14 protein-coding genes are annotated in these 17,725 nt (G+C 67.2%); 8 read left to right on the plus strand and 6 right to left on the minus strand.

The genetic code is table 11. The annotated features are described in order from the left end of the window. Positions 1-40 precede the first annotated feature (40 nt). The 6 genes from treZ (at position 41) to H9Q09_RS11595 (ending at position 10,722) form a co-directional block, all read left to right on the plus strand. Positions 41-1,921 carry a malto-oligosyltrehalose trehalohydrolase gene (treZ, locus tag H9Q09_RS11570; protein WP_187391153.1) on the plus strand — a complete coding sequence of 627 codons (1,881 nt, stop codon included), beginning with the start codon at positions 41-43 and terminating at the stop codon, positions 1,919-1,921. After that, the gene (gene malQ, locus H9Q09_RS11575) at positions 1,918-3,774 is read left to right on the plus strand and encodes a 4-alpha-glucanotransferase (RefSeq protein WP_187391154.1); all 1,857 of its coding nucleotides are present in this window, start codon (positions 1,918-1,920) and stop codon (positions 3,772-3,774) included. The genes treZ and malQ overlap by 4 nt, the downstream gene beginning before the upstream one ends. After that, positions 3,774-6,482, plus strand: coding sequence for a malto-oligosyltrehalose synthase (gene treY / locus H9Q09_RS11580; RefSeq protein ID WP_187391155.1), 2,709 nt, complete (start codon positions 3,774-3,776; stop codon positions 6,480-6,482). The genes malQ and treY overlap by 1 nt, the downstream gene beginning before the upstream one ends. A gap of 81 nt (positions 6,483-6,563) precedes the next feature. Beyond that, positions 6,564-7,349 (plus strand): ThuA domain-containing protein, encoded by a 786-nt coding sequence (locus H9Q09_RS11585; RefSeq protein ID WP_187391156.1) that lies wholly within the window; start codon positions 6,564-6,566, stop codon positions 7,347-7,349. Further along, positions 7,346-8,437 carry a Gfo/Idh/MocA family oxidoreductase gene (locus H9Q09_RS11590; protein WP_187391157.1) on the plus strand — a complete coding sequence of 364 codons (1,092 nt, stop codon included), beginning with the start codon at positions 7,346-7,348 and terminating at the stop codon, positions 8,435-8,437. The genes H9Q09_RS11585 and H9Q09_RS11590 overlap by 4 nt, the downstream gene beginning before the upstream one ends. A 137-nt stretch (positions 8,438-8,574) precedes the next feature. Continuing rightward, positions 8,575-10,722, plus strand: coding sequence for a DUF1217 domain-containing protein (locus H9Q09_RS11595; protein ID WP_187391158.1), 2,148 nt, complete (start codon positions 8,575-8,577; stop codon positions 10,720-10,722). A gap of 135 nt (positions 10,723-10,857) precedes the next feature. Here the strand turns inward: H9Q09_RS11595 and H9Q09_RS11600 are convergent, their stop codons facing one another. The 4 genes from H9Q09_RS11600 to H9Q09_RS11615 form a co-directional block, all read right to left on the minus strand. Continuing rightward, entirely contained in the window at positions 10,858-11,211 is a 354-nt protein-coding gene (locus H9Q09_RS11600) for a PepSY domain-containing protein (RefSeq protein WP_228239353.1), read from the minus strand. A 185-nt stretch (positions 11,212-11,396) separates the two neighbouring features. Then, a complete protein-coding gene (gene phbB, locus H9Q09_RS11605; protein ID WP_187391159.1) occupies positions 11,397-12,122 on the minus strand; it encodes an acetoacetyl-CoA reductase in 726 nt (241 codons plus the stop codon). An 18-nt stretch (positions 12,123-12,140) separates the two neighbouring features. Then, positions 12,141-13,043 carry a patatin-like phospholipase family protein gene (locus H9Q09_RS11610; RefSeq protein ID WP_187391160.1) on the minus strand — a complete coding sequence of 301 codons (903 nt, stop codon included), beginning with the start codon at positions 13,041-13,043 and terminating at the stop codon, positions 12,141-12,143. A gap of 28 nt (positions 13,044-13,071) precedes the next feature. Then, entirely contained in the window at positions 13,072-14,256 is a 1,185-nt protein-coding gene (locus H9Q09_RS11615) for an acetyl-CoA C-acetyltransferase (RefSeq protein ID WP_187391161.1), read from the minus strand. A gap of 292 nt (positions 14,257-14,548) precedes the next feature. On the opposite strand from H9Q09_RS11615, the gene phaR reads away from it, so the two are divergent. Then, entirely contained in the window at positions 14,549-15,178 is a 630-nt protein-coding gene (gene phaR / locus H9Q09_RS11620) for a polyhydroxyalkanoate synthesis repressor PhaR (protein WP_187391162.1), read from the plus strand. A gap of 155 nt (positions 15,179-15,333) precedes the next feature. On the opposite strand, the gene rpmF is transcribed toward phaR, so the two are convergent. Then, positions 15,334-15,519: a 50S ribosomal protein L32 gene (gene rpmF, locus H9Q09_RS11625; RefSeq protein ID WP_024349798.1), complete on the minus strand. Its 186-nt coding sequence runs from the start codon at positions 15,517-15,519 to the stop codon at positions 15,334-15,336. A 223-nt stretch (positions 15,520-15,742) separates the two neighbouring features. Further along, positions 15,743-16,423, minus strand: a complete 681-nt coding sequence (gene mtgA / locus H9Q09_RS11630) for a monofunctional biosynthetic peptidoglycan transglycosylase (RefSeq protein ID WP_187391163.1) — start codon at positions 16,421-16,423, stop codon at positions 15,743-15,745. Between the two features lie 226 nt (positions 16,424-16,649). Between mtgA and H9Q09_RS11635 the strand changes: the two genes are divergently transcribed. Beyond that, positions 16,650-17,552 carry a polyprenyl synthetase family protein gene (locus H9Q09_RS11635; protein ID WP_187391164.1) on the plus strand — a complete coding sequence of 301 codons (903 nt, stop codon included), beginning with the start codon at positions 16,650-16,652 and terminating at the stop codon, positions 17,550-17,552. Positions 17,553-17,725: the final 173 nt, after the last annotated feature.

Below are 17,725 nucleotides of genomic sequence, written 5' to 3' on the forward strand. Positions count from 1 at the left end.
GCCGGACCGCATCGGCCCATGGAATTGACGGGACAGGCATATGACAGGCGGCAATCGTTTCTCCTTCGACACGTCCTGGGGCACACGGCATGGGGATGACGGGACCGTCTTCCGGCTCTGGGCGCCCGGCGCCGGGCATGTCGATCTCGTCGTTGGCGGCCAGGGCGGCGAGAACGACTTCCTTGCGATGGAAAAGGACGCCGCCGGTTGGTGGCGGGTCACGACCGATCAGGTTGCCGTCGGCGGCGGCTACGGTTTCCGCGTCGATGACGGCATGGTCGTGCCCGACCCGGCGGCGCGTGCCCAGATGGGCGACGTGCACGGCCTGTCGAAACTGGTCGATCCGCGATCCTATGCCTGGAAGACCGCCGACTGGGCCGGTCGGCCCTGGGAAGAGGTAGTCTTCTACGAGCTCCACACCGGCACCTTCACCGAGGCCGGCACCTTCGAGGCGATGATCGAGCGCCTCGACTATCTGCGGGACCTCGGGATCACCGCGGTCGAGTTGATGCCCGTCGCCCAGTTCGGCGGCCGTCGCGGCTGGGGCTATGACGGCGTGCTGCTCTACTGCCCGCACGAGGTCTATGGCGGCGTCGACGGTCTCAAGCGGCTGGTCGACGCGGCGCATGAGCGCGGCCTGATGGTCTTCCTCGACGTTGTCTACAACCATTTCGGACCCGACGGGAACTACATCGGCTCCTATGCGCCGGAGTTCTTCCACGAGGAGATCCACACCCCCTGGGGCGCGGCGATCGCCTATGACGAAGCGCCGGTGCGCGAGTTCATGATCGACAATGCGCTCTACTGGCTCGAGGAATACCGGATCGACGGCCTGCGCCTCGACGCGATCGACTCCATCAAGGACACCACCGACACGCCGCTGGTGAAGGAACTGGCCGCGCGGGTCCGGGCGGCCTTTCCCGATCGCCACGTGCATCTGACCACCGAGGACGACCGCAACATCACCTGGCATGTCGCCCGCGACGAGGCCGGGCAGCCGGCGCTGGTCTCGGGCGAATGGAATGACGATTTCCATCATTGCGCCCATGTCATCGCGACCCATGAATACGACAATTACTACGCCGACTATGTCGGCCACAGCGTCGAGCAGATGGCCAAGTGCCTGGCCACCGGCTTCGTCTTCCAGGGCGAGTATTCCGAGCATCGCGGTCACGAGGTGGGCGAGAATTCGGCGCATCTGCCGCCGACGGCCTTCGTCAATTTCGTCCAGAACCACGACCAGATCGGCAATCGCGCCTTCGGCGACCGGCTGACGGATCTCGGCTCGCGTCGCGCTGTCGAATGCCTGCAGACCATCCTGCTCTTATCGCCGCAGATCCCGCTGATGTTCATGGGCGAGGAGTTCGGCGACACCCATCCGTTCAGCTTCTTCACCGATTTCGACGGCGAACTCGGCACCGCGGTGCGCGAGGGCCGGCGCAATGAATTCGCCAAGTTCGGGGCGTTCCAGGACGAGGAAGCGCGCCAGCTGATCCCCGATCCGAACGAGGAAAGCACCTTCCACAATTCGCGGGTCGACTGGACCATGCCCGAGCGGCCGACCTATCGGCGCCGGCTGGAACTGACGCGGCAATTGCTGGCCAAGCGCCAGTCCGCGATCGTTCCGCTTTTGAAGGGCATCGGCGGCAATGGCGGCACGTGGTTCGCGTCGGACGCGTCCAAGGCCTTCGTCGTGGCCTGGGAGCTGGCCGGCGGGACAGTGCTGCACCTCTTCGCCAATCTCGACGACGAGCCGTGGCCGATCCCCGACACTGTCGCCAAGAGCGATCTGACCTGCGGGACGCTGGTGCACGCCTATCCGAAGGGCGCCGACGAGCAGCTGAAGAGCGGCATTCTGCCGGGCACCTCCGTTGTGTTCCGCCTCGAAAACCAGAACCTGATCGCGGGGCCGGTCTCTTGAGCCGCGCCCTGCAGGACCTCGCGGAAAGCCATGGCATCCAGGTCGAATATACGTCCGAGATGGGCGAGCCGGTCCGCATTTCCGATGCGGCGGTGCACAGCCTGCTGGCGGCGCTCGACGTCGATCCGGACACCGGTGCGAAGGGCCGCTTTGCCGAAGCCCATCACACGCCCGAACGCGCCTGCGCGCTGCCGGCAGCGGTGAAGGGGCAGCGTCGCTGGGGCGTTGCCTGCCAGCTCTACGGCCTCCGCTCGGCGCGCAATCTCGGCCTCGGCGATTTCACCGATCTCGCCGATCTGGCGGTGACCGCGGCACGCGAGGGCGCCTCCTTCGTCGGCGTCAATCCGCTGCACGCCCTGTTCATGGCCGATGCCGGCCGCTTCAGCCCCTATTCGCCCTCGACCCGCAGTTTCCTCAATCCGCTCTACATCGCCATCGATCGCCTCGACGGCGGCGACGGGGTGGTGGCCGCATTGCGCCGGGAAAGCCCGGAACTGTTCGATGCGCTCGACGGCGACCTCGTCGATTATCCAGCCGTCGGCCGGGTGAAGCGGCAGGCGCTGGAGCGGGTCTTTGCAGCGAACCGCGCCGACATCGAGGCCTCCGAAGCCTTCGCCCGGTTCCGGGCGGCCGGCGGCGAGGCGCTGGCGGGTTTCGCCCTGTTCGAGGCGATCTCGGAAGCGCAGGTGGCCGATGGCGGCCATGCGGGCTGGCACAACTGGCCGCAGGAACTGCAGGACCGCACGAGCCCGGCGGTTGCTGAATTCGCCGCCGCCCATGCCGACCGGCTGACCTTCCATGCGTGGCTGCAATTCACCGCCGAAGCGCAGCTGGCGGCGGCACAGGCGACGGCCCGGTCCGCCGGCATGACGATCGGTCTCTATCTCGATCTCGCCGTCGGCGTTGCGCCGGACGGGGCCGAGACCTGGAGCGATCCGTCGCTGACGGTCAATGCGGCCCGGGTCGGCTCGCCGCCGGACATGTTCAACAGCCAGGGCCAGGACTGGGGCCTCGCGCCGCTGTCGCCCAAGGTGCTGGCCGAGCGCGACTACCGGCCGCTGCGCGCCTCCTTTGAGGCGCTGACCCGCCATGCCGGCGCCGTCCGCATCGATCACGCCATGAGTCTGGCGCGGCTGTGGTGGATCCCGCAGGATGCCGGCTCCTCGGGCGGCGGCTATGTCCGCTATCCGCTCGGCGCGATGGTCGACGCCCTGGCCGAAGCCTCCGAGGCCAATGAATGCCTGGTCATCGGCGAGGATCTCGGCACGGTCCCGGAAGGCTTTCGTGGCACGATGGAGGACGCCAACATCCTGTCCTACCGCGTGCTCTATTTCGAGCGGCAGGACGACCGTTTCGTCGAGCCCCAAGACTATCCCGAACTGGCGCTGGCCTGCGTCTCCACCCACGATCTGGCGACGCTCGCCGGTTGGTGGACGGGCGCCGACGTCCAGCTGCGCGCCGAGGCCGGCACCCAGGACGAGGCCGCGACCGAGCGCGATCTCGCCGCGCGCCGCCACGACCGCGTCGCATTGCTCGCAGCGCTCGCCAAGGCGAAGCTGCTGCCCAAGGACATGGAGGCGCTGACCCTTGCGGGCGGTGCCGATCTGCCCGAGGCGCTGCCGGCGGCGATCGCCGTCGCCATCCATTGCTATGTCGCGCGTACGCCGTCGCTGCTTCTGACCGTGCAGCTCGAAGACATGGTAGGGCAGGAGCGCCAGCCGAACCTGCCCGGCACCACCGACCAGTATCCCAATTGGCGCATCCGATCCGACGTGCCCCTCGAGGGGCTGATCGATCACGAACGCTTCCGGGCCATGGCCAAGGCCATGCGCGAAGAAAGGCCGAACGCATAATGAGTCGCCAACTCGTCGCCACCTATCGCCTGCAGTTTCGCGAGGGCACCGATTTCGCGGTCGCCGCGGATCTCGCCGCCTATGTCGGCAAGCTGGGCGCCAGCCATCTCTACGCTTCGCCGATCTTCGCCGCCTCGCCGGGCTCCACCCACGGCTACGACGTCACCGACTACAATTCCTTCGAGGAGGATCTGGGCGGGGTCGCCGGCTTCACCAGGATGAGCGACGCGCTGGTGAAGGCCGATCTCGGCCTGATCCTCGACTTCGTGCCGAACCACATGGGTGTCTCGCCGACCAACCACTGGTGGGAGGACGTGCTGCGCTGGGGCCGCGAAAGCCGCTATGCCGGCACCTTCGACATCTCCTGGGAGGCCGAGAAGATCCTCGTGCCGGTCCTGGCCAAGCCCTATGGCGAGGCACTGGCCGACGGCGATCTCTCCGTCGTCTTCGACGAGCCGACGTCGAGCCTGCGTTTCGATGCCTCCGGCTACGGCCTGCCGATCGATCCGCGCACCTATGGCCATATCTTCGGCCTGATGGATCATCCGGACAAGGACCGGCTGATCCGCCGCTTCGCCGTCTCGACGCCGACCGAGGCCGACGAGATGACCGAGCGGTTCCACGAGCATCTGGCCGATCCAGCCTTCCGCTCCGCCCTGGACAAGGCGCTGGCGACGATCCGGGGCGATGAGGCTGCGCTGCACGATCTGCACGAGGCGCAGGCCTGGCGGCTCGCCTGGTGGCGTACGGCCCGCGAGAAGCTGACCTATCGGCGGTTCTTCGAGATCGCCGACCTGATCGGCGTGCGCCAGGAATCGCGCCGGGTCTTCCGCGAATCCCACCAGATGATCATGCGGCTGGCGCGCGAACGCCGGCTCGACGGCATCCGCATCGACCATGTCGACGGCCTCGCCGATCCGAAGGGCTATCTGGAGGATCTGCGCCAGGCGTTTCATTCGGTCCGCCGCTCGCCCTCGATCCATGTCGAGAAGATCCTGACCGGCGACGAGCGCCTGCGTACGTCCTGGGAGATTGCCGGCACGACCGGCTACGAATTCATCACCGCCCTGTCCGGGCTCTACGTCGACGCTGCCCGCGAGGCGCCGATGACCGACGCCTATCACGATTTCCTCGGCGAGGAGGAAGACCTGCGGGCCATGATCACCCGGCAGAAGCGGGCGATCTTCCAGCGCAACCTGGCCGGTGAACTGTCCTATCTGACGGGCCTTGCCCTGTCGGTGGCCGGGCGCGGCCTTGCGACCCGCGATCTGGGCGCCGACACCATGGCCCGCGCCATCGTCGAGGTGGCGACGGCACTGCCGGTCTATCGCACCTATGTCTCGGTCGACGGCGTGCCGCGCCGTGACATCGCGATCATCGACGACGCCGTCGATCTGGCCATGACCGGCCGCGAGGTCGAGGCGGACGAGCCGATCCAGTTCATCGGCCGGCTCCTGAAGCTCGATTTCGAGGACGGCGCCGATGTCGCCGGAGCGCTCGACTTCACCCGCCGCCTGCAGCAGACCACCGGCGCGGTGATGGCCAAGGCCGTCGAGGACACGGTGTTCTACCGCTACAACCGCCTGATCGCGCTGAACGAGGTGGGCGGCGAGCCGGATCATTACGGCGCCGATGTCGATCTCTTCCACGAGGCGATGCAGATCCGGGTCGAGGATCAGCCGGAAGGCATGCTGGCGACCTCGACCCACGACACCAAGCGCGGCGAGGACGCCCGGGCGCGGCTCTACACCCTCTCCGAAGCGCCGGAGCACTGGCAGTCGCTGGTGCGCGGATATGCCGAGCAGCTCGCGCCGTTCCGCCATTCCATCGACGGCGGCCAGATGGAAGCGCCCGAGCCGGCGACGGAATGGGGCCTCTACCAGTCGCTGCTCGGCGTCCTGCCGACGGATTTCGACGCGGCCGACACCGACGCCTGTGCCGCGATCGCCGAACGCCTGGCCGCCTATGCCGAGAAGGCGGTGCGCGAGGCCAAGCGCTGGACCAGCTGGACCTCGCCGGCCGAAGCCTATGAAGCCGGCGTACAGGACTTCGTCCATGCGCTGCTCGACCCGAAGAAGACCGGCGATTTCCTCTCCGGCTTCTGGGCGGCGGCGCAGCCCTTCGTGGCTGCCGGTGCGCTGAATTCGCTGTCCCAGACGGCGATCAAGATGGCAGCGCCAGGCGTGCCCGACATCTACCAGGGCACCGAGTTCTACGATTTCTCCCTGGTCGATCCGGACAACCGGCGGACCGTCGACTTCGCATCGATCTCCGGCGCTCTGGCGGAAGCGGGCGATCCGGCAGACGCGCTGGCCGACTGGCGAAGCGGCCATCTGAAGGCGATGATCGTCGCGCGCGGACTGGCGATGCGCCAGCGTGCGCCGGCGCTGTTCACCTCGGGGGCCTATGTGCCGCTGGCGGTCGAAGGCGCGATGGCGGCGCATGTCGTCGCCTTTGCCCGCACCGACGAGGCCGGACACGTCGCGATCACCATCGCGCCGCGGCTCTGCCTGACCCTGCTCGACGGGCGCGAGGCGATCGACGTGCCGGCCGAGCGTTGGCAGGAGACGTCGATCCGCCTGCCGGAAGGGCTTGCCGGACGCACCTATCGCGACGTGGTCACCGGGCAGGAGCATGAGCTGCCTGCCGACCTCTCCCTGGCGACGGTGCTGGCACAGCTTCCCTTCGCGCTGCTCGAGGCCATCTGATCGGCTTGCGTCCGGGGCGAGGGGAACCTTCGCCCCGGGCGCAGGCAAGGCACCCTGCAGTTCGGCATATCGGAGACCGTCATGGCAATCCGCACCGTCGTCTGGAACGAGTTCGTCCACGAGCGCGAGGAAGCCGAGGTCCGGGCGATCTATCCGGACGGCATCCACGAGACGATCGCCGCCGCCTTGCGGCAGGACCCGGAGGTCGACGTCTCGACGGCAACGATGGACGCGCCAGAGCACGGCCTGCCGCAGGAACGGCTCGACGCCACGGACGTGCTCCTCTGGTGGGGGCACAAGGCGCATGGCCAGGTCAGCGACGAGACGGTCGACCGCGTCGCCGAGCGGGTGCATCAGGGCATGGGCCTGATCGTCCTGCATTCGGGTCACTTCTCGAAGATCTTCAAGCGGCTGATGGGCACGCCCTGTTCGCTGCGCTGGCGCGAGGCGGGCGAGCGCGAACGGCTGTGGACGATCAACCGCTCGCATCCGATCGCGCAGGGGCTCGGACCGTCGATCGAGCTGCCCCAGGCGGAGATGTATGGCGAACCGTTCCTGGTGCCCGAGCCGCTGGAGACGGTGTTCATCTCCTGGTTCGAGGGCGGCGAGGTGTTCCGCTCCGGCCTGACCTACCGGCGCGGGGCGGGCAACATCTTCTATTTCAGCCCCGGCCACGAGACCTATCCGATCTATCACGAGCCGGCCGTGCAGACCGTCCTGCGCAACGCGGTGCACTGGGCGTACAACCCGGTTCCCGCCTGGTCCGACGTGTCGAACGCGCCGAACGTGCCGGTCGACAAGGCACCCGAGCCGATCGAGCAGCGCGGCGCCTCGCTCCACAAGGACGGCGAGGCGGGCTTTCGATGACCGGCGGGGCGACCTCGCCGTCCGGGGCCGCGGCGGGTGCGAAGCGCATCCTGATCCTCGGCACCGGCAGCATCGCCCATCGCCATGCCGAGCATTTCGGCTCGATCCCGGGCTGCACGGTCGTTGCGGCCTGCGACACCAATGCCGAACGGGCCCGGGCTTTCGCCGCCCTGCACGGCATCCCGCATGCGTTCGACAATCTCGACGCCGCGCTGGCCTGGGGTGGTTTCGAGGCGGTGGTCAACGCGACGCCCGACCAGGTCCACAAGCCGACGACGCTGCGGGTTCTCGAACACGGCAAGGCGGTGTTCTGCGAGAAGCCGCTGGCGGTTCATGCGACCGACGCCTTCGAGATGGTCGCGGCGGCGGAAGCGGCCGGCTTGATCAACATGGTCAACCTGACCTACCGCAACGCCCATGCCATCCAGATGGCGCGGCGGATGATCGAGGCGGGCGAGATCGGCGACATCCGGCATGTTGCCGCGAGCTATCTGCAGAGCTGGCTGACGGCGCGCCACTGGGGCGACTGGCGGACCGACGAGCGATGGCTGTGGCGGCTGTCGACGGCCCATGGCTCGGGCGGCGTCCTCGGCGATATCGGCATCCACATCCTCGACTTCGTCACCTTCGGCACCGGTCTCGACATCGCCGCGCTGGGCGCGCGGCTGAAGACCTTCGACAAGGCCGAGGGCGGCGCGATCGGCGACTACGGGCTCGACGCCAACGATTCCTGCGCGATGACCGTGGAATTCGGCAACGGCGCGCTGGGCGTCGTCCATATGAGCCGCTCGGCGACCGGCAGGGAGAACGATCTCGACCTGACCATCCACGGCGAAAAGGGCGCTCTGAAGATCTGGTCCAACACGACGGACTCGACGCTGTCTGCCTGTCTCGGGCCCGATATCGAGACGCAGACCTGGAAGGTGCTCGACTGCCCGCCGACACCGCGCAACGCCGACCGTTTCGTGCTGGCGCTCCTGTCGGGCGTGAACGGCCAGCCGGATTTCCGCCATGCGGCGCAGGTGCAGACGCTGCTCGACCTTGCGATCCGGTCGGACGCGCAGGGTCGGATACTTACGGTCGATTGAGCAAATGACGACGGCGAATCGCTTTTCCGGGGGCGTATCCAGTCCCGGTTAAGGATTTGCCCGGTAAGCTGCCGCCCGTGTGCCGCCTTCCGCGGCCGTAGTGTCACGTGCGGTCCGCACGGCCAGGAAACGCCGGCATGCTCTCCAATACGCTTTCGTACCAGCTCTACACCCGCGACATGACCCGCACGCTCGACCGCATCGCGGCCGATCCGGTGGTCAAGCGCGAGGCGGAGTACTACCGGACGAACATCCATTCGGTCTCGACGATCGACGAGTTCATGGCGGATTACCGGCTCTATTCCTACGCCATGAAGGCGCATGGGCTGGAAGAGCAGATCGGTTCGAGGGCCCTGATCAAGAAGGTTCTGGAAAGCGATCTCAGCGATTCGACGAGCCTTGCGAACAAGCTGTCGGACGAGCGCTACCGGACCTTCGCCAAGGCATTCAGCTTCATCAACAACGCCGAGCCGCCGGTCCTGGTGGCGCAGTCGGTCGGCCAGACCGATCTCGTCGTCGAGGCCTATTCGGACTACCGCACTCGTGCCGGCCAGGTGCATGCGACGGCCGCCAAGGGCTACATGGACGGCATCGGCGCCATCTCCAATGTCGACGATTTCCTCAACAGCACGCATCTCTTCAACGTGTCGCTGGCCTCGGTCGGCATCGACCCGTCCATCGCGTCGCGCGCCTTCATCCGCGATGTCCTGACCGGTAATGCCGCCGACGGGCCGGCTGCCAATGGCGACAACCGCTATGCCGATCTCGCCGCCATGCTCGCCTTCGAGCCGGATGGGTCGATCCCCGCCGGTGGCCTGCAGAGCGAGAGCGAGGCCAACACCACGGTCTTCAACTACTTTGCCAAGAAGGGTCTCGCCACGAGCGAGCAGGCGGCGGCCTACCAGGTCAGCTACTACGAAGCCAAGATCGGCCAGATCCGAACCGCCGACGAACTGGTCAACGATCCACGCCTGTTCGGCATGGCGCTCAGTTCGGTGGGCCTCAGCGATTCGGAAATGCCGGCCTACGCCTGGACGCTTCTGACCAGCGATCCCGCCGATCCGAACAGCGACCTGAACCAGATGCCGGAGGACACGCCGGCCTCGCTTGCGCGCAAGGAGAAGTACAAGCTTCTCAACGAGCGGTTCAATTTCGACACCCAGGGCAATCTGCCGGTTGGCGAACCCGCCCAGAGCGACGCCGCGCGCGAAGCGACGGTCGACGGCTATTTCGCTAATTACCGCACCGCCACGGCCGGTAACGACAAGATTGCTACCAGCCTGTTCCGCGTGGCGGTGAGCGGCATGTCGACCGTGCGCCAGTTCGTCTCGAGTTCGGCGGTCTACGACTACGCCCTGAAGGCTTTCGGCCTCGATCCGGCGACCGAGAGCCGCAGCAGCATCATGCGGGTGCTGCGCAGCGACCCGTCCGATCCGTCGTCCTACGCCAATTCGCTGGGTGACGATCGCTATGTGAAGCTGGCCGCGGCGTTCAACTTTGACGACAGCGGCAAGATCGCGGCCCAGCGCATCGCCCAGACCGAAGCCAACCAGATCGACACCGCCACGCGCTACGCGGAATCCTTCGGTGACACGCCGACGACAGCCGAAAGCAAGGCGATCACCGAGGCCACCTCGGCCTACAAGAAGGCGCTCCTGTCCATCGTCTCCGTCAACGACTTCGTCACCAACAAGACCGTCGTGAACTTTGCGCTGAAGGCATATGGGCTCGAAGCCGATCGCCTGTCGCAGAAGGATCTCGTCTCGGTCCTGACCAGCGACCCGTCCGATCCCCAGAGCTTCGTCAACAAGTCGGGCGATCGCCGCCTGATCGAATTTGCGGCCGCCTATGCCTTCACTCCCGATGGCGGCATCGAGCGCGGTGCGCACGAGATCCAGAGCGCCAGCGACTTCCTGTCGACGCAGGATTTCTACCTGCGCCAGACCATGGAAGAAGAGGCCGGCGCCGACAACGAGTCGGTGCGCCTGGCCCTCTATTTCCGCCGCCTGGCACCCGAACTGACATCGATCTACGAGATCCTCGCCGATCCGGCGCTGCTGACCGTGGTGCAGACGGCGGTGGGCCTGCCGGCCGAGTCGAGCCAAAGCAATCTCGACCTGCAGAAGCGGACCATCGAGAAGAAGCTGGACCTGGAAACGCTGAAGGATCCGAAGGGGCTGGAGCGGTTCATCAGCCGCTATCTCGCGCTGCAGGAAGCCCAGTCGACGAGCACGGCGACGTCGCCGGCCCTGGCGATCCTCGGCAGTTCCGGCGGTATCCTGTAACTATCTGCGACATGTGAAATGACGAAGGCCCCGGCGGATACGCTCCACCGGGGCCTTCGTTGTTTGGGGTCATCACCGATGGGCGCAGGCCGCGCCGTCGATCAGTTGCCGCGCGACGCGCGTGTTCCCGTCAGGTCAGCGGACCGACAGGACCTCGCCGCTGCGGCGGTCGATCTCGACACGCATCTGGCGCTTGCGCCGGTCGGAGCCCTCGACGCGGTAGGCGCCGCGGCTGCTCGTGACGACGTGGACCTGGCGCATGCCCTGACGCTTGGCGATGCGCACCGCATCGCGCTCGGAGACATCGCGGCGGGCTTCCTCGCGCCGATCCCGGCGATCGTGGTCGCGCCGGTCGTGATCGCGCATCTGTTCTTGGGGGACGATGCGGATCCCGTCGCGACCGATCTGGACGCTCTGGGACAGCACCGGCGTGGCTGCGGTCATCGCCGCGACGGCCACCACTGCGTAAAGGCTTTTCCTGCTGATCACGGCTCGACTCCTCACCCAAAATCGCGCGACCGGAAACAACTCCAGCGCGTGTGCGGAGCCCAAACCGAGATCGTGGTCCTTTGGTTCCGTGACTATCAGGCAGGGGAACGTGACATCGGTTCGCGACGGTCGGGGACGACGCTGCGTGGACGCCATCCCCGTGTGATCGCGAATTTCGCGGTCCGTCAGTGCAGGTACTGGCCGCCATTCGCCGAGAGCGTCGAGCCGGTGATGAAGCCCGCGTCATCCGAGGCCAGGAACACCACGCAGCGGGCGATCTCTTCGGCTTCGCCGAGACGGCCGACCGGGATCTGCGGCAGGATGTGCTTCTGCATTACATCGTCGGAGATCGTCGCCATCATCTCGGTGTTGATGTAGCCGGGGCAGATCGTGTTGACGGTGATGCCCTTCTTGGCGCCTTCCTGGGCCAGCGCCTTGGAGAAGCCGATGTCGCCGGCCTTGGCGGCGGAATAGTTCGCCTGGCCGGCCTGACCCTTCTGGCCGTTGATCGACGAGATATTGATGATCCGGCCGAAATTGCGCGACCGCATGCCCTCCCAGACCGGCCGGGTCATGTTGAACAGGCCGTTGAGATTGGTGCCGATGACCTCCTGCCATTGCTCGGGCGTCATCTTGTGGAACATGGCGTCCCGCGTGATGCCGGCATTGTTGACCAGGATCTCGACGGGGCCGTGCTCGGCCTCGACCTTGGCAATGCCCTCCGCGCAGGCCTCGTAGGACGAAACATCCCATTTGTAGACGGCGATGCCGGTGGCGTCCTTGAAGGCGTTGGCCTTCTCGTCATTGCCGGCATAGGTCGCCGCGACCGTGTAGCCGGCCGCCTTCAGCGCCTTGGCGATGGCCGCGCCGATACCGCGCGTGCCGCCGGTGACGATTGCAACTCTTCCCATGTCTTCCTCCCGTTTGGATTATCCCGACGCGTGAGCGTCGCGCGTTCCGAGTGTCTTGTCATGTGCGAAGGCCGGCGCGTCGGTTCCCAGCCCGTGCCGGAGCAGGAAGGCCTTGCCGTCGCTGGCGCCCTGCCGCCAGGTGTCCTCGATCTTCTTGCGGTCGGTGAAATCGATCTTGTCGGCCGGCACCGCTTCGGACGGCTCGACATAGAGGCAGCTCTCCGATTGCGGCAGGTGACGGAACCGGCGGGTGAGCAGGATGAGCGTCCGGCCCTCGTTGGGATCGGGCATCGGTGCCTTGGACGTCATCCCGCCGTCGATGACCGGGCGGCCGTTCCAGCCCTCGATGTTGAACACCGGCGGGATCACGGCGGCACTGCAGACCAGGTCGATCAGGCGCCCGTCGCGGGCCGCCTGCCTGGCGTCAACGAGGATCTGGTCGGTGCCGAGCGCCGTCGGCAGCACGACCTTCGGGGTCGAGCGGACGGCGAGATCGAGGAGATAGGCCGCCATCAGCGGGAAGGTCGACCATTTCGGCAGGCGCCGGGTCGGCGGATGGGCCAGCAACACCTGAAAGGACGGGCCGTCGGCGATCGCCGCGATGGCCTGCCGGTCGAGCGTCTCAGCGACGATCTCCCGGTACATGCGCTGGTGCGGCGTCAGCCCGTCGGCCTGCACCTCGCTCCAGCTGGTGGCGACGTTCTGCGACCGGCGGTCGAAGGTCGTGCCCATCACCTCCAGCAGGGTTTCGTCGCGACCGGCGATGAAGCAGCTCGCCGACAGCGCGCCGCCGGAAACGCCGGCGATGCGCGCCGGCGTCAGGGCCAGCGGCCGACGGACCGTCTCCAGGAAACCGCCGTGCCAGAAGCAGCGCGTTCCGCCGCCCGAGAACACCAGCTGTTCGAAGTTCAGGTCCGTCATGCCGCCGCGCCGTTTTACGACGGCGCCTCTACGGGCGCTCGAAGCACATTGCGACGCCCATGCCGCCACCGATGCACAGGGTGGCGAGACCCTTCTTGGCGTCGCGCCGGATCATCTCGTGGATCAGCGTGTTGAGAACGCGGGTGCCGGATGCGCCGATCGGGTGGCCGATGGCAATGGCGCCGCCATTGACGTTGACGATGTCCGGGTTCCAGCCGAGGTCCTTGTTCACCGCGCAGGCCTGGGCGGCGAAGGCCTCGTTGGCCTCCACGAGATCGAGATCCTCGACGCTCCAGCCGGCCTTCTCGAGAGCCTTGCGCGACGCCGGGATCGGGCCGGTGCCCATGATTGACGGATCGACGCCGGCGGTCGCCCAGGAGGCGATGCGCACCAGCGGCGTCAGGCCACGCCGCTCGGCCTGGGCCTCGCTCATCAGCACCGTGGCGCCGGCGCCGTCATTGATGCCCGAGGCGTTGGCCGCCGTGACCGAGCCTTCCTTGTCGAAGGCCGGGCGCAGCTTCTGCACCTTCTCCAGCGTCGTGCCGTGCTTGATGTACTCGTCATCCTCGACCACCGTGTCGCCCTTGCGGCCCTTGACGGTGAAGGGGACGATCTCGTCCTTGAAGCGACCGGCCTTCTGCGCGGCCTCGGCCTTGTTCTGCGAGGCGACGGCGAACTCGTCCTGCATCTCGCGGGTGATCTGCCACTGGCGCGAGACGTTCTCGGCCGTGTTGCCCATGTGGTAGCCGTTGAAGGCGTCGATCAGGCCGTCCTTCAGCATGGTGTCGACCATCTTCAGGTCGCCCATCTTCTGGCCCTGGCGCAGATGCGCCGCATGCGGGGCCATGGACATGGATTCCTGACCGCCGGCCACGATGATGCTGGCATCGCCGAGGGCGATCTGCTGCATGCCGATGGCGACGGTGCGCAGGCCCGAGCCGCAGAGTTGGTTCAGCGCCCAGGCGGTGGTCTCCTTCGGGCAGCCGGCCGCCATGGCCGCCTGGCGGGCCGGGTTCTGGCCCTCGGCGGCGGTCAGGATCTGGCCCATGATGACCTCGTCGACATCACCGGCGTCGACCTTGGCGCGGGCCAGCGCCTCGCGGATGGCCGCGGCGCCCAGCTCATGGGCAGGCACGTTGGCGAACGCGCCGTTGAAGGAGCCGACCGGGGTGCGCGCCGCGCCGACGATGACGACCGATTGTCCGTTGCTCATGACCTGTGTCTCCCTGCGGGCTGCCCGCGATCGAGGAATTCCGTGCGGCGGCAGATAGGGTGCCGCGACCGGGTTCCCATCGGTTGTCGCAGAGCCGCTTTGCGGCTGTCAACGCGATCCCCGGCGTTGCGCCGCGCGCCGGCGGACGCTGCGATGCGGTAGGCGCCCCGGCCGGGTCACGGGGAATGGTTTGAGTACCGCCGGGTTTTGTGCCTATCATTTATGCGGCGCAACGAAGCAGTCGCACAAACCGACGACGTTGACGCCGGAACAGCGGGCTAGGGGGTGAGGAATGGCCAAGAATTCGGACGTGACGGTCATCAAGAAATACGCCAATCGCCGGCTCTACAACACCGGTACCAGCACGTATGTGACGCTGGAAAACCTGGCGGCGATGGTCAAGAAGAACGAGGAATTCGAGGTTCAGGACGCCAAGACCGGCGAGGACATCACCCATTCGGTGCTGACCCAGATCATCTTCGAGCAGGAGAACAAGGGCGGTCAGAACCTGATGCCGATCGCCTTCCTGCGCCAGCTCATCCGATTCTACGGCGACCAGATGCAGATGGTCATTCCGGCCTATCTGGAACAGTCGATGAGCGCGTTCTCGCGCGAGCAGGAAGGCTTTCGCGACAAGCTGCCGAGCGCGATGGCGCAGACGCCGATCAAGCTGATGGAGGAGCAGGTCCGCCGCAACACCGAGATGTTCCGGCAGGCCATGACCGTGTTCAATCCGTTTGCCGCCGGGGCCATGGGCAATGCGGCCGATCCGGCTTCGCGCGACAGCGAGGCGGCTGCGCCGCGCCGCAGCGAGCGGCCGGCCGATGACGATCTGAAGGCGATGCGCGAGCAGCTGGTGGAGATGCAGAAGCGCATCGAGGCGCTGGATGCCCGCAAGACCGACACCAAGAAGGCCGACTGATCACGACCGGCGCCGTCCGCCGTCCGGGGGAGGACCGGGCTGCGGACGCTACGCGGTGGCGACAGCAGTGCAGACAACGCGAAAAGGGCCAGTCCTGCCGGACCGGCCCTTTTCCATGCTGATCGATCCGGCCGCCGAGGCAGCCGGGAAAGGGCTTACGCCTTTTCCTTGACCGTCAGGATCTGGCGACCGCGATACATGCCGGTCTTCAGGTCGACGTGATGCGGACGGCGCAGCTCGCCCGAATCCTTGTCTTCGATGTAGGTCGGTGCCTTGAGGGCGTCCGCCGAACGGCGCATGCCGCGCTTCGACGGGGACGTTTTGCGTTTGGGTACGGCCATGTCTTGCTCCGTTCGGGCTGTCGGGGGATGCCGCAACGCGGCATCATCGACGTCTGTCTGATCTCGTTCTGCGCCGGCTCTCGGAGCTCCGCGCATTCACGTCGGCGTCGCCCGCGATCCCATGCAGATCGCCGCAGAACTTCGCCATGACGGGAATTCGAGGCTGCCCATAGCAAAGACCCGGCTGGTTGGGAAGGGGGCGGCGACGATTCCGTCGCAGCCGTCATGCGGGTTTCACGCAGCCGACATAGTCGCCCGAGCTTTTCGCCATGCGCTGCACCCGGTCGGCGAGGCGGTTGAGCCCGCGCCCGGGATTGGCCGGATTGCGCTCGATCGGATTGGGCAGCGTGACCGCCAGAAGCGCGGCCTGGCGGGCGGTGAGCTTGGCAGCGGACCGGCCGAAATAGTGCTGCGCAGCCGCCCCGATGCCGTAGATGCCGCGATCCCACTCCACGACGTTGAGGTAGATCTCCATGATCCGCCGCTTCGACAGGACGAGGTCGAGATACAGGGCGAGCGGCGCCTCGATCGCTTTGCGTACATAGGAGCGGCCGCCCCACAGGAAGAGATTCTTCACCGTCTGCATGGGAATCGTCGATGCGCCGCGGGTTTCCTCGCCGGCCAGCGCTTCCTCGACCACGGCGCGCATTTCGCCCCAGTCGATGCCGTCATGCCGGCAGAACTGGCCGTCCTCCGACATCATCACCGAATAGACCATCACCGGGGCGATGGCGTCGATGTCCACCCATTCGCGCTGCATCGAACGGAAGCCGAAGTGGTCGGCCAGCATCAGCGTCGAGACCGGATGCACGGCGCGCAGGGCATAGAGTGGCGTCAGGACGAGGGGAATCGCCACCAGCACGAGAATCACAAGAGCGGCGATCGCCGCAATCCGCCGGATCATCGTGCGATGCCTGCACGGCCGGCAGAGGCCGGCTGGCTATCGTTCAAAGGGCAGGGGCGGGAACGCGCGTTCATCCGCCGGTCTTACCGGTGACGCCGCATGGCCGCAACGCTGCGCCGTGTCGATCGCCGTGGGGTCCCGATGGGGAACCTGCGGCACAGCCGCCTTGACCCGGGCCGCGGCTTCGGCAAAGCCGGACGCGCACTGACAGGAGAGCGACGCAGCCATGAGCCAGACCCCGTTTCAAGCCCGGCTGTCGGAGGCCGCCGACCTGACCGAAGCGCGGCTCGCGGACTGCCTTGCCGGTGCGCACGGTTCGGTGGCGGGCGCTCCGGCGCGGCTTCTCGCGGCTATGCGCCATGGCGCGCTCGGCGGGGGCAAGCGGCTGCGGCCCTTCCTGGTGATCGAGAGCGCGCGCCTGTTCGGCGCCGATCCGCAGGCCGCGATCGGCACGGCGACGGCCCTGGAGTGCATCCACTGCTATTCGCTGGTCCATGACGATCTGCCGTCGATGGACGACGACGACCTCAGGCGCGGCAAGCCCACGGTCCATCGGGCCTACGACGAAGCGACAGCGATTCTGGCGGGCGACGGCCTCCTGACCCTGGCCTTCGGTCTCGTGGCGGGCGAGGCGTCCTTGTCGCCGGAGGCTCGCGTCGCGCTCGTCGCGCTGCTGGCCCGCGATGCCGGCGCCGCAGGCATGGTCGGCGGGCAGGTGCTGGATCTCGCCGCCGAGAACGCCGTCCTGTCCGAGGACGAGATCGCCCGGATGCAGGCGATGAAGACCGGCGCGCTGATCGCCTTCGCCTGCGAGGCCGGCGCCATCGTCGCCGATGCCGGAGCGGACGAACGGGCCCGCCTGCGCCGCTTCGGCGAGATCGTCGGCCTCGCCTTCCAACTCGCCGACGACCTCCTCGACGAGACGGCGGACGCCGCGGTGCTGGGAAAGGCTGCCGGCAAGGACCGCGAGCGGGGCAAGAAGACGCTGCCCGCTCTCAACGGGATCGCCTGGACCCGCATGCGTCTCGACCGGCTGGTGGCCGAGGCGGAAGCGGAACTTGCACCCTTTGGCGACAAGGGAGCGGTGCTGATCGAGGCGGCGCGGTTCGTGGCGAACCGGTCGAGCTGAGGCCGGGGGCGACGGTGGCTTAGAAGGCCCGGGGCCTGTCCGGCCATGAGGTCCGATGGCCGATCGCGCAGCGATCCGGCCCGTTCTCCCGCCGCCGCATCGAGCTGCTTCTCTTCGCGCTTGCGAAACGTCCCGCGCCGCCGCAATCTTGAGTGCCGGCTGCAAGCGGGATA

Origin of the sequence: Aurantimonas sp. DM33-3 (assembly GCF_014334315.1) — a bacterium.
Classification (GTDB): Bacteria; Pseudomonadota; Alphaproteobacteria; order Rhizobiales; family Rhizobiaceae; genus Aurantimonas; species Aurantimonas coralicida.

Bases quoted from the DNA above. Each gene is read 5' to 3' on its own strand.
- treZ (WP_187391153.1), top strand. From the start codon at position 41: ATGACAGGCGGCAATCGTTTCTCCTTCGACACGTCCTGGGGCACACGG.
- treY (WP_187391155.1), top strand. From the start codon at position 3,774: ATGAGTCGCCAACTCGTCGCCACCTATCGCCTGCAGTTTCGCGAGGGC.
- H9Q09_RS11585 (WP_187391156.1), top strand. From the start codon at position 6,564: ATGGCAATCCGCACCGTCGTCTGGAACGAGTTCGTCCACGAGCGCGAG.
- H9Q09_RS11590 (WP_187391157.1), top strand. From the start codon at position 7,346: ATGACCGGCGGGGCGACCTCGCCGTCCGGGGCCGCGGCGGGTGCGAAG.
- H9Q09_RS11595 (WP_187391158.1), top strand. From the start codon at position 8,575: ATGCTCTCCAATACGCTTTCGTACCAGCTCTACACCCGCGACATGACC.
- phbB (WP_187391159.1), bottom strand. From the start codon at position 12,122: ATGGGAAGAGTTGCAATCGTCACCGGCGGCACGCGCGGTATCGGCGCG.
- H9Q09_RS11610 (WP_187391160.1), bottom strand. From the start codon at position 13,043: ATGACGGACCTGAACTTCGAACAGCTGGTGTTCTCGGGCGGCGGAACG.
- H9Q09_RS11615 (WP_187391161.1), bottom strand. From the start codon at position 14,256: ATGAGCAACGGACAATCGGTCGTCATCGTCGGCGCGGCGCGCACCCCG.
- phaR (WP_187391162.1), top strand. From the start codon at position 14,549: ATGGCCAAGAATTCGGACGTGACGGTCATCAAGAAATACGCCAATCGC.
- rpmF (WP_024349798.1), bottom strand. From the start codon at position 15,519: ATGGCCGTACCCAAACGCAAAACGTCCCCGTCGAAGCGCGGCATGCGC.
- mtgA (WP_187391163.1), bottom strand. From the start codon at position 16,423: ATGATCCGGCGGATTGCGGCGATCGCCGCTCTTGTGATTCTCGTGCTG.
- H9Q09_RS11635 (WP_187391164.1), top strand. From the start codon at position 16,650: ATGAGCCAGACCCCGTTTCAAGCCCGGCTGTCGGAGGCCGCCGACCTG.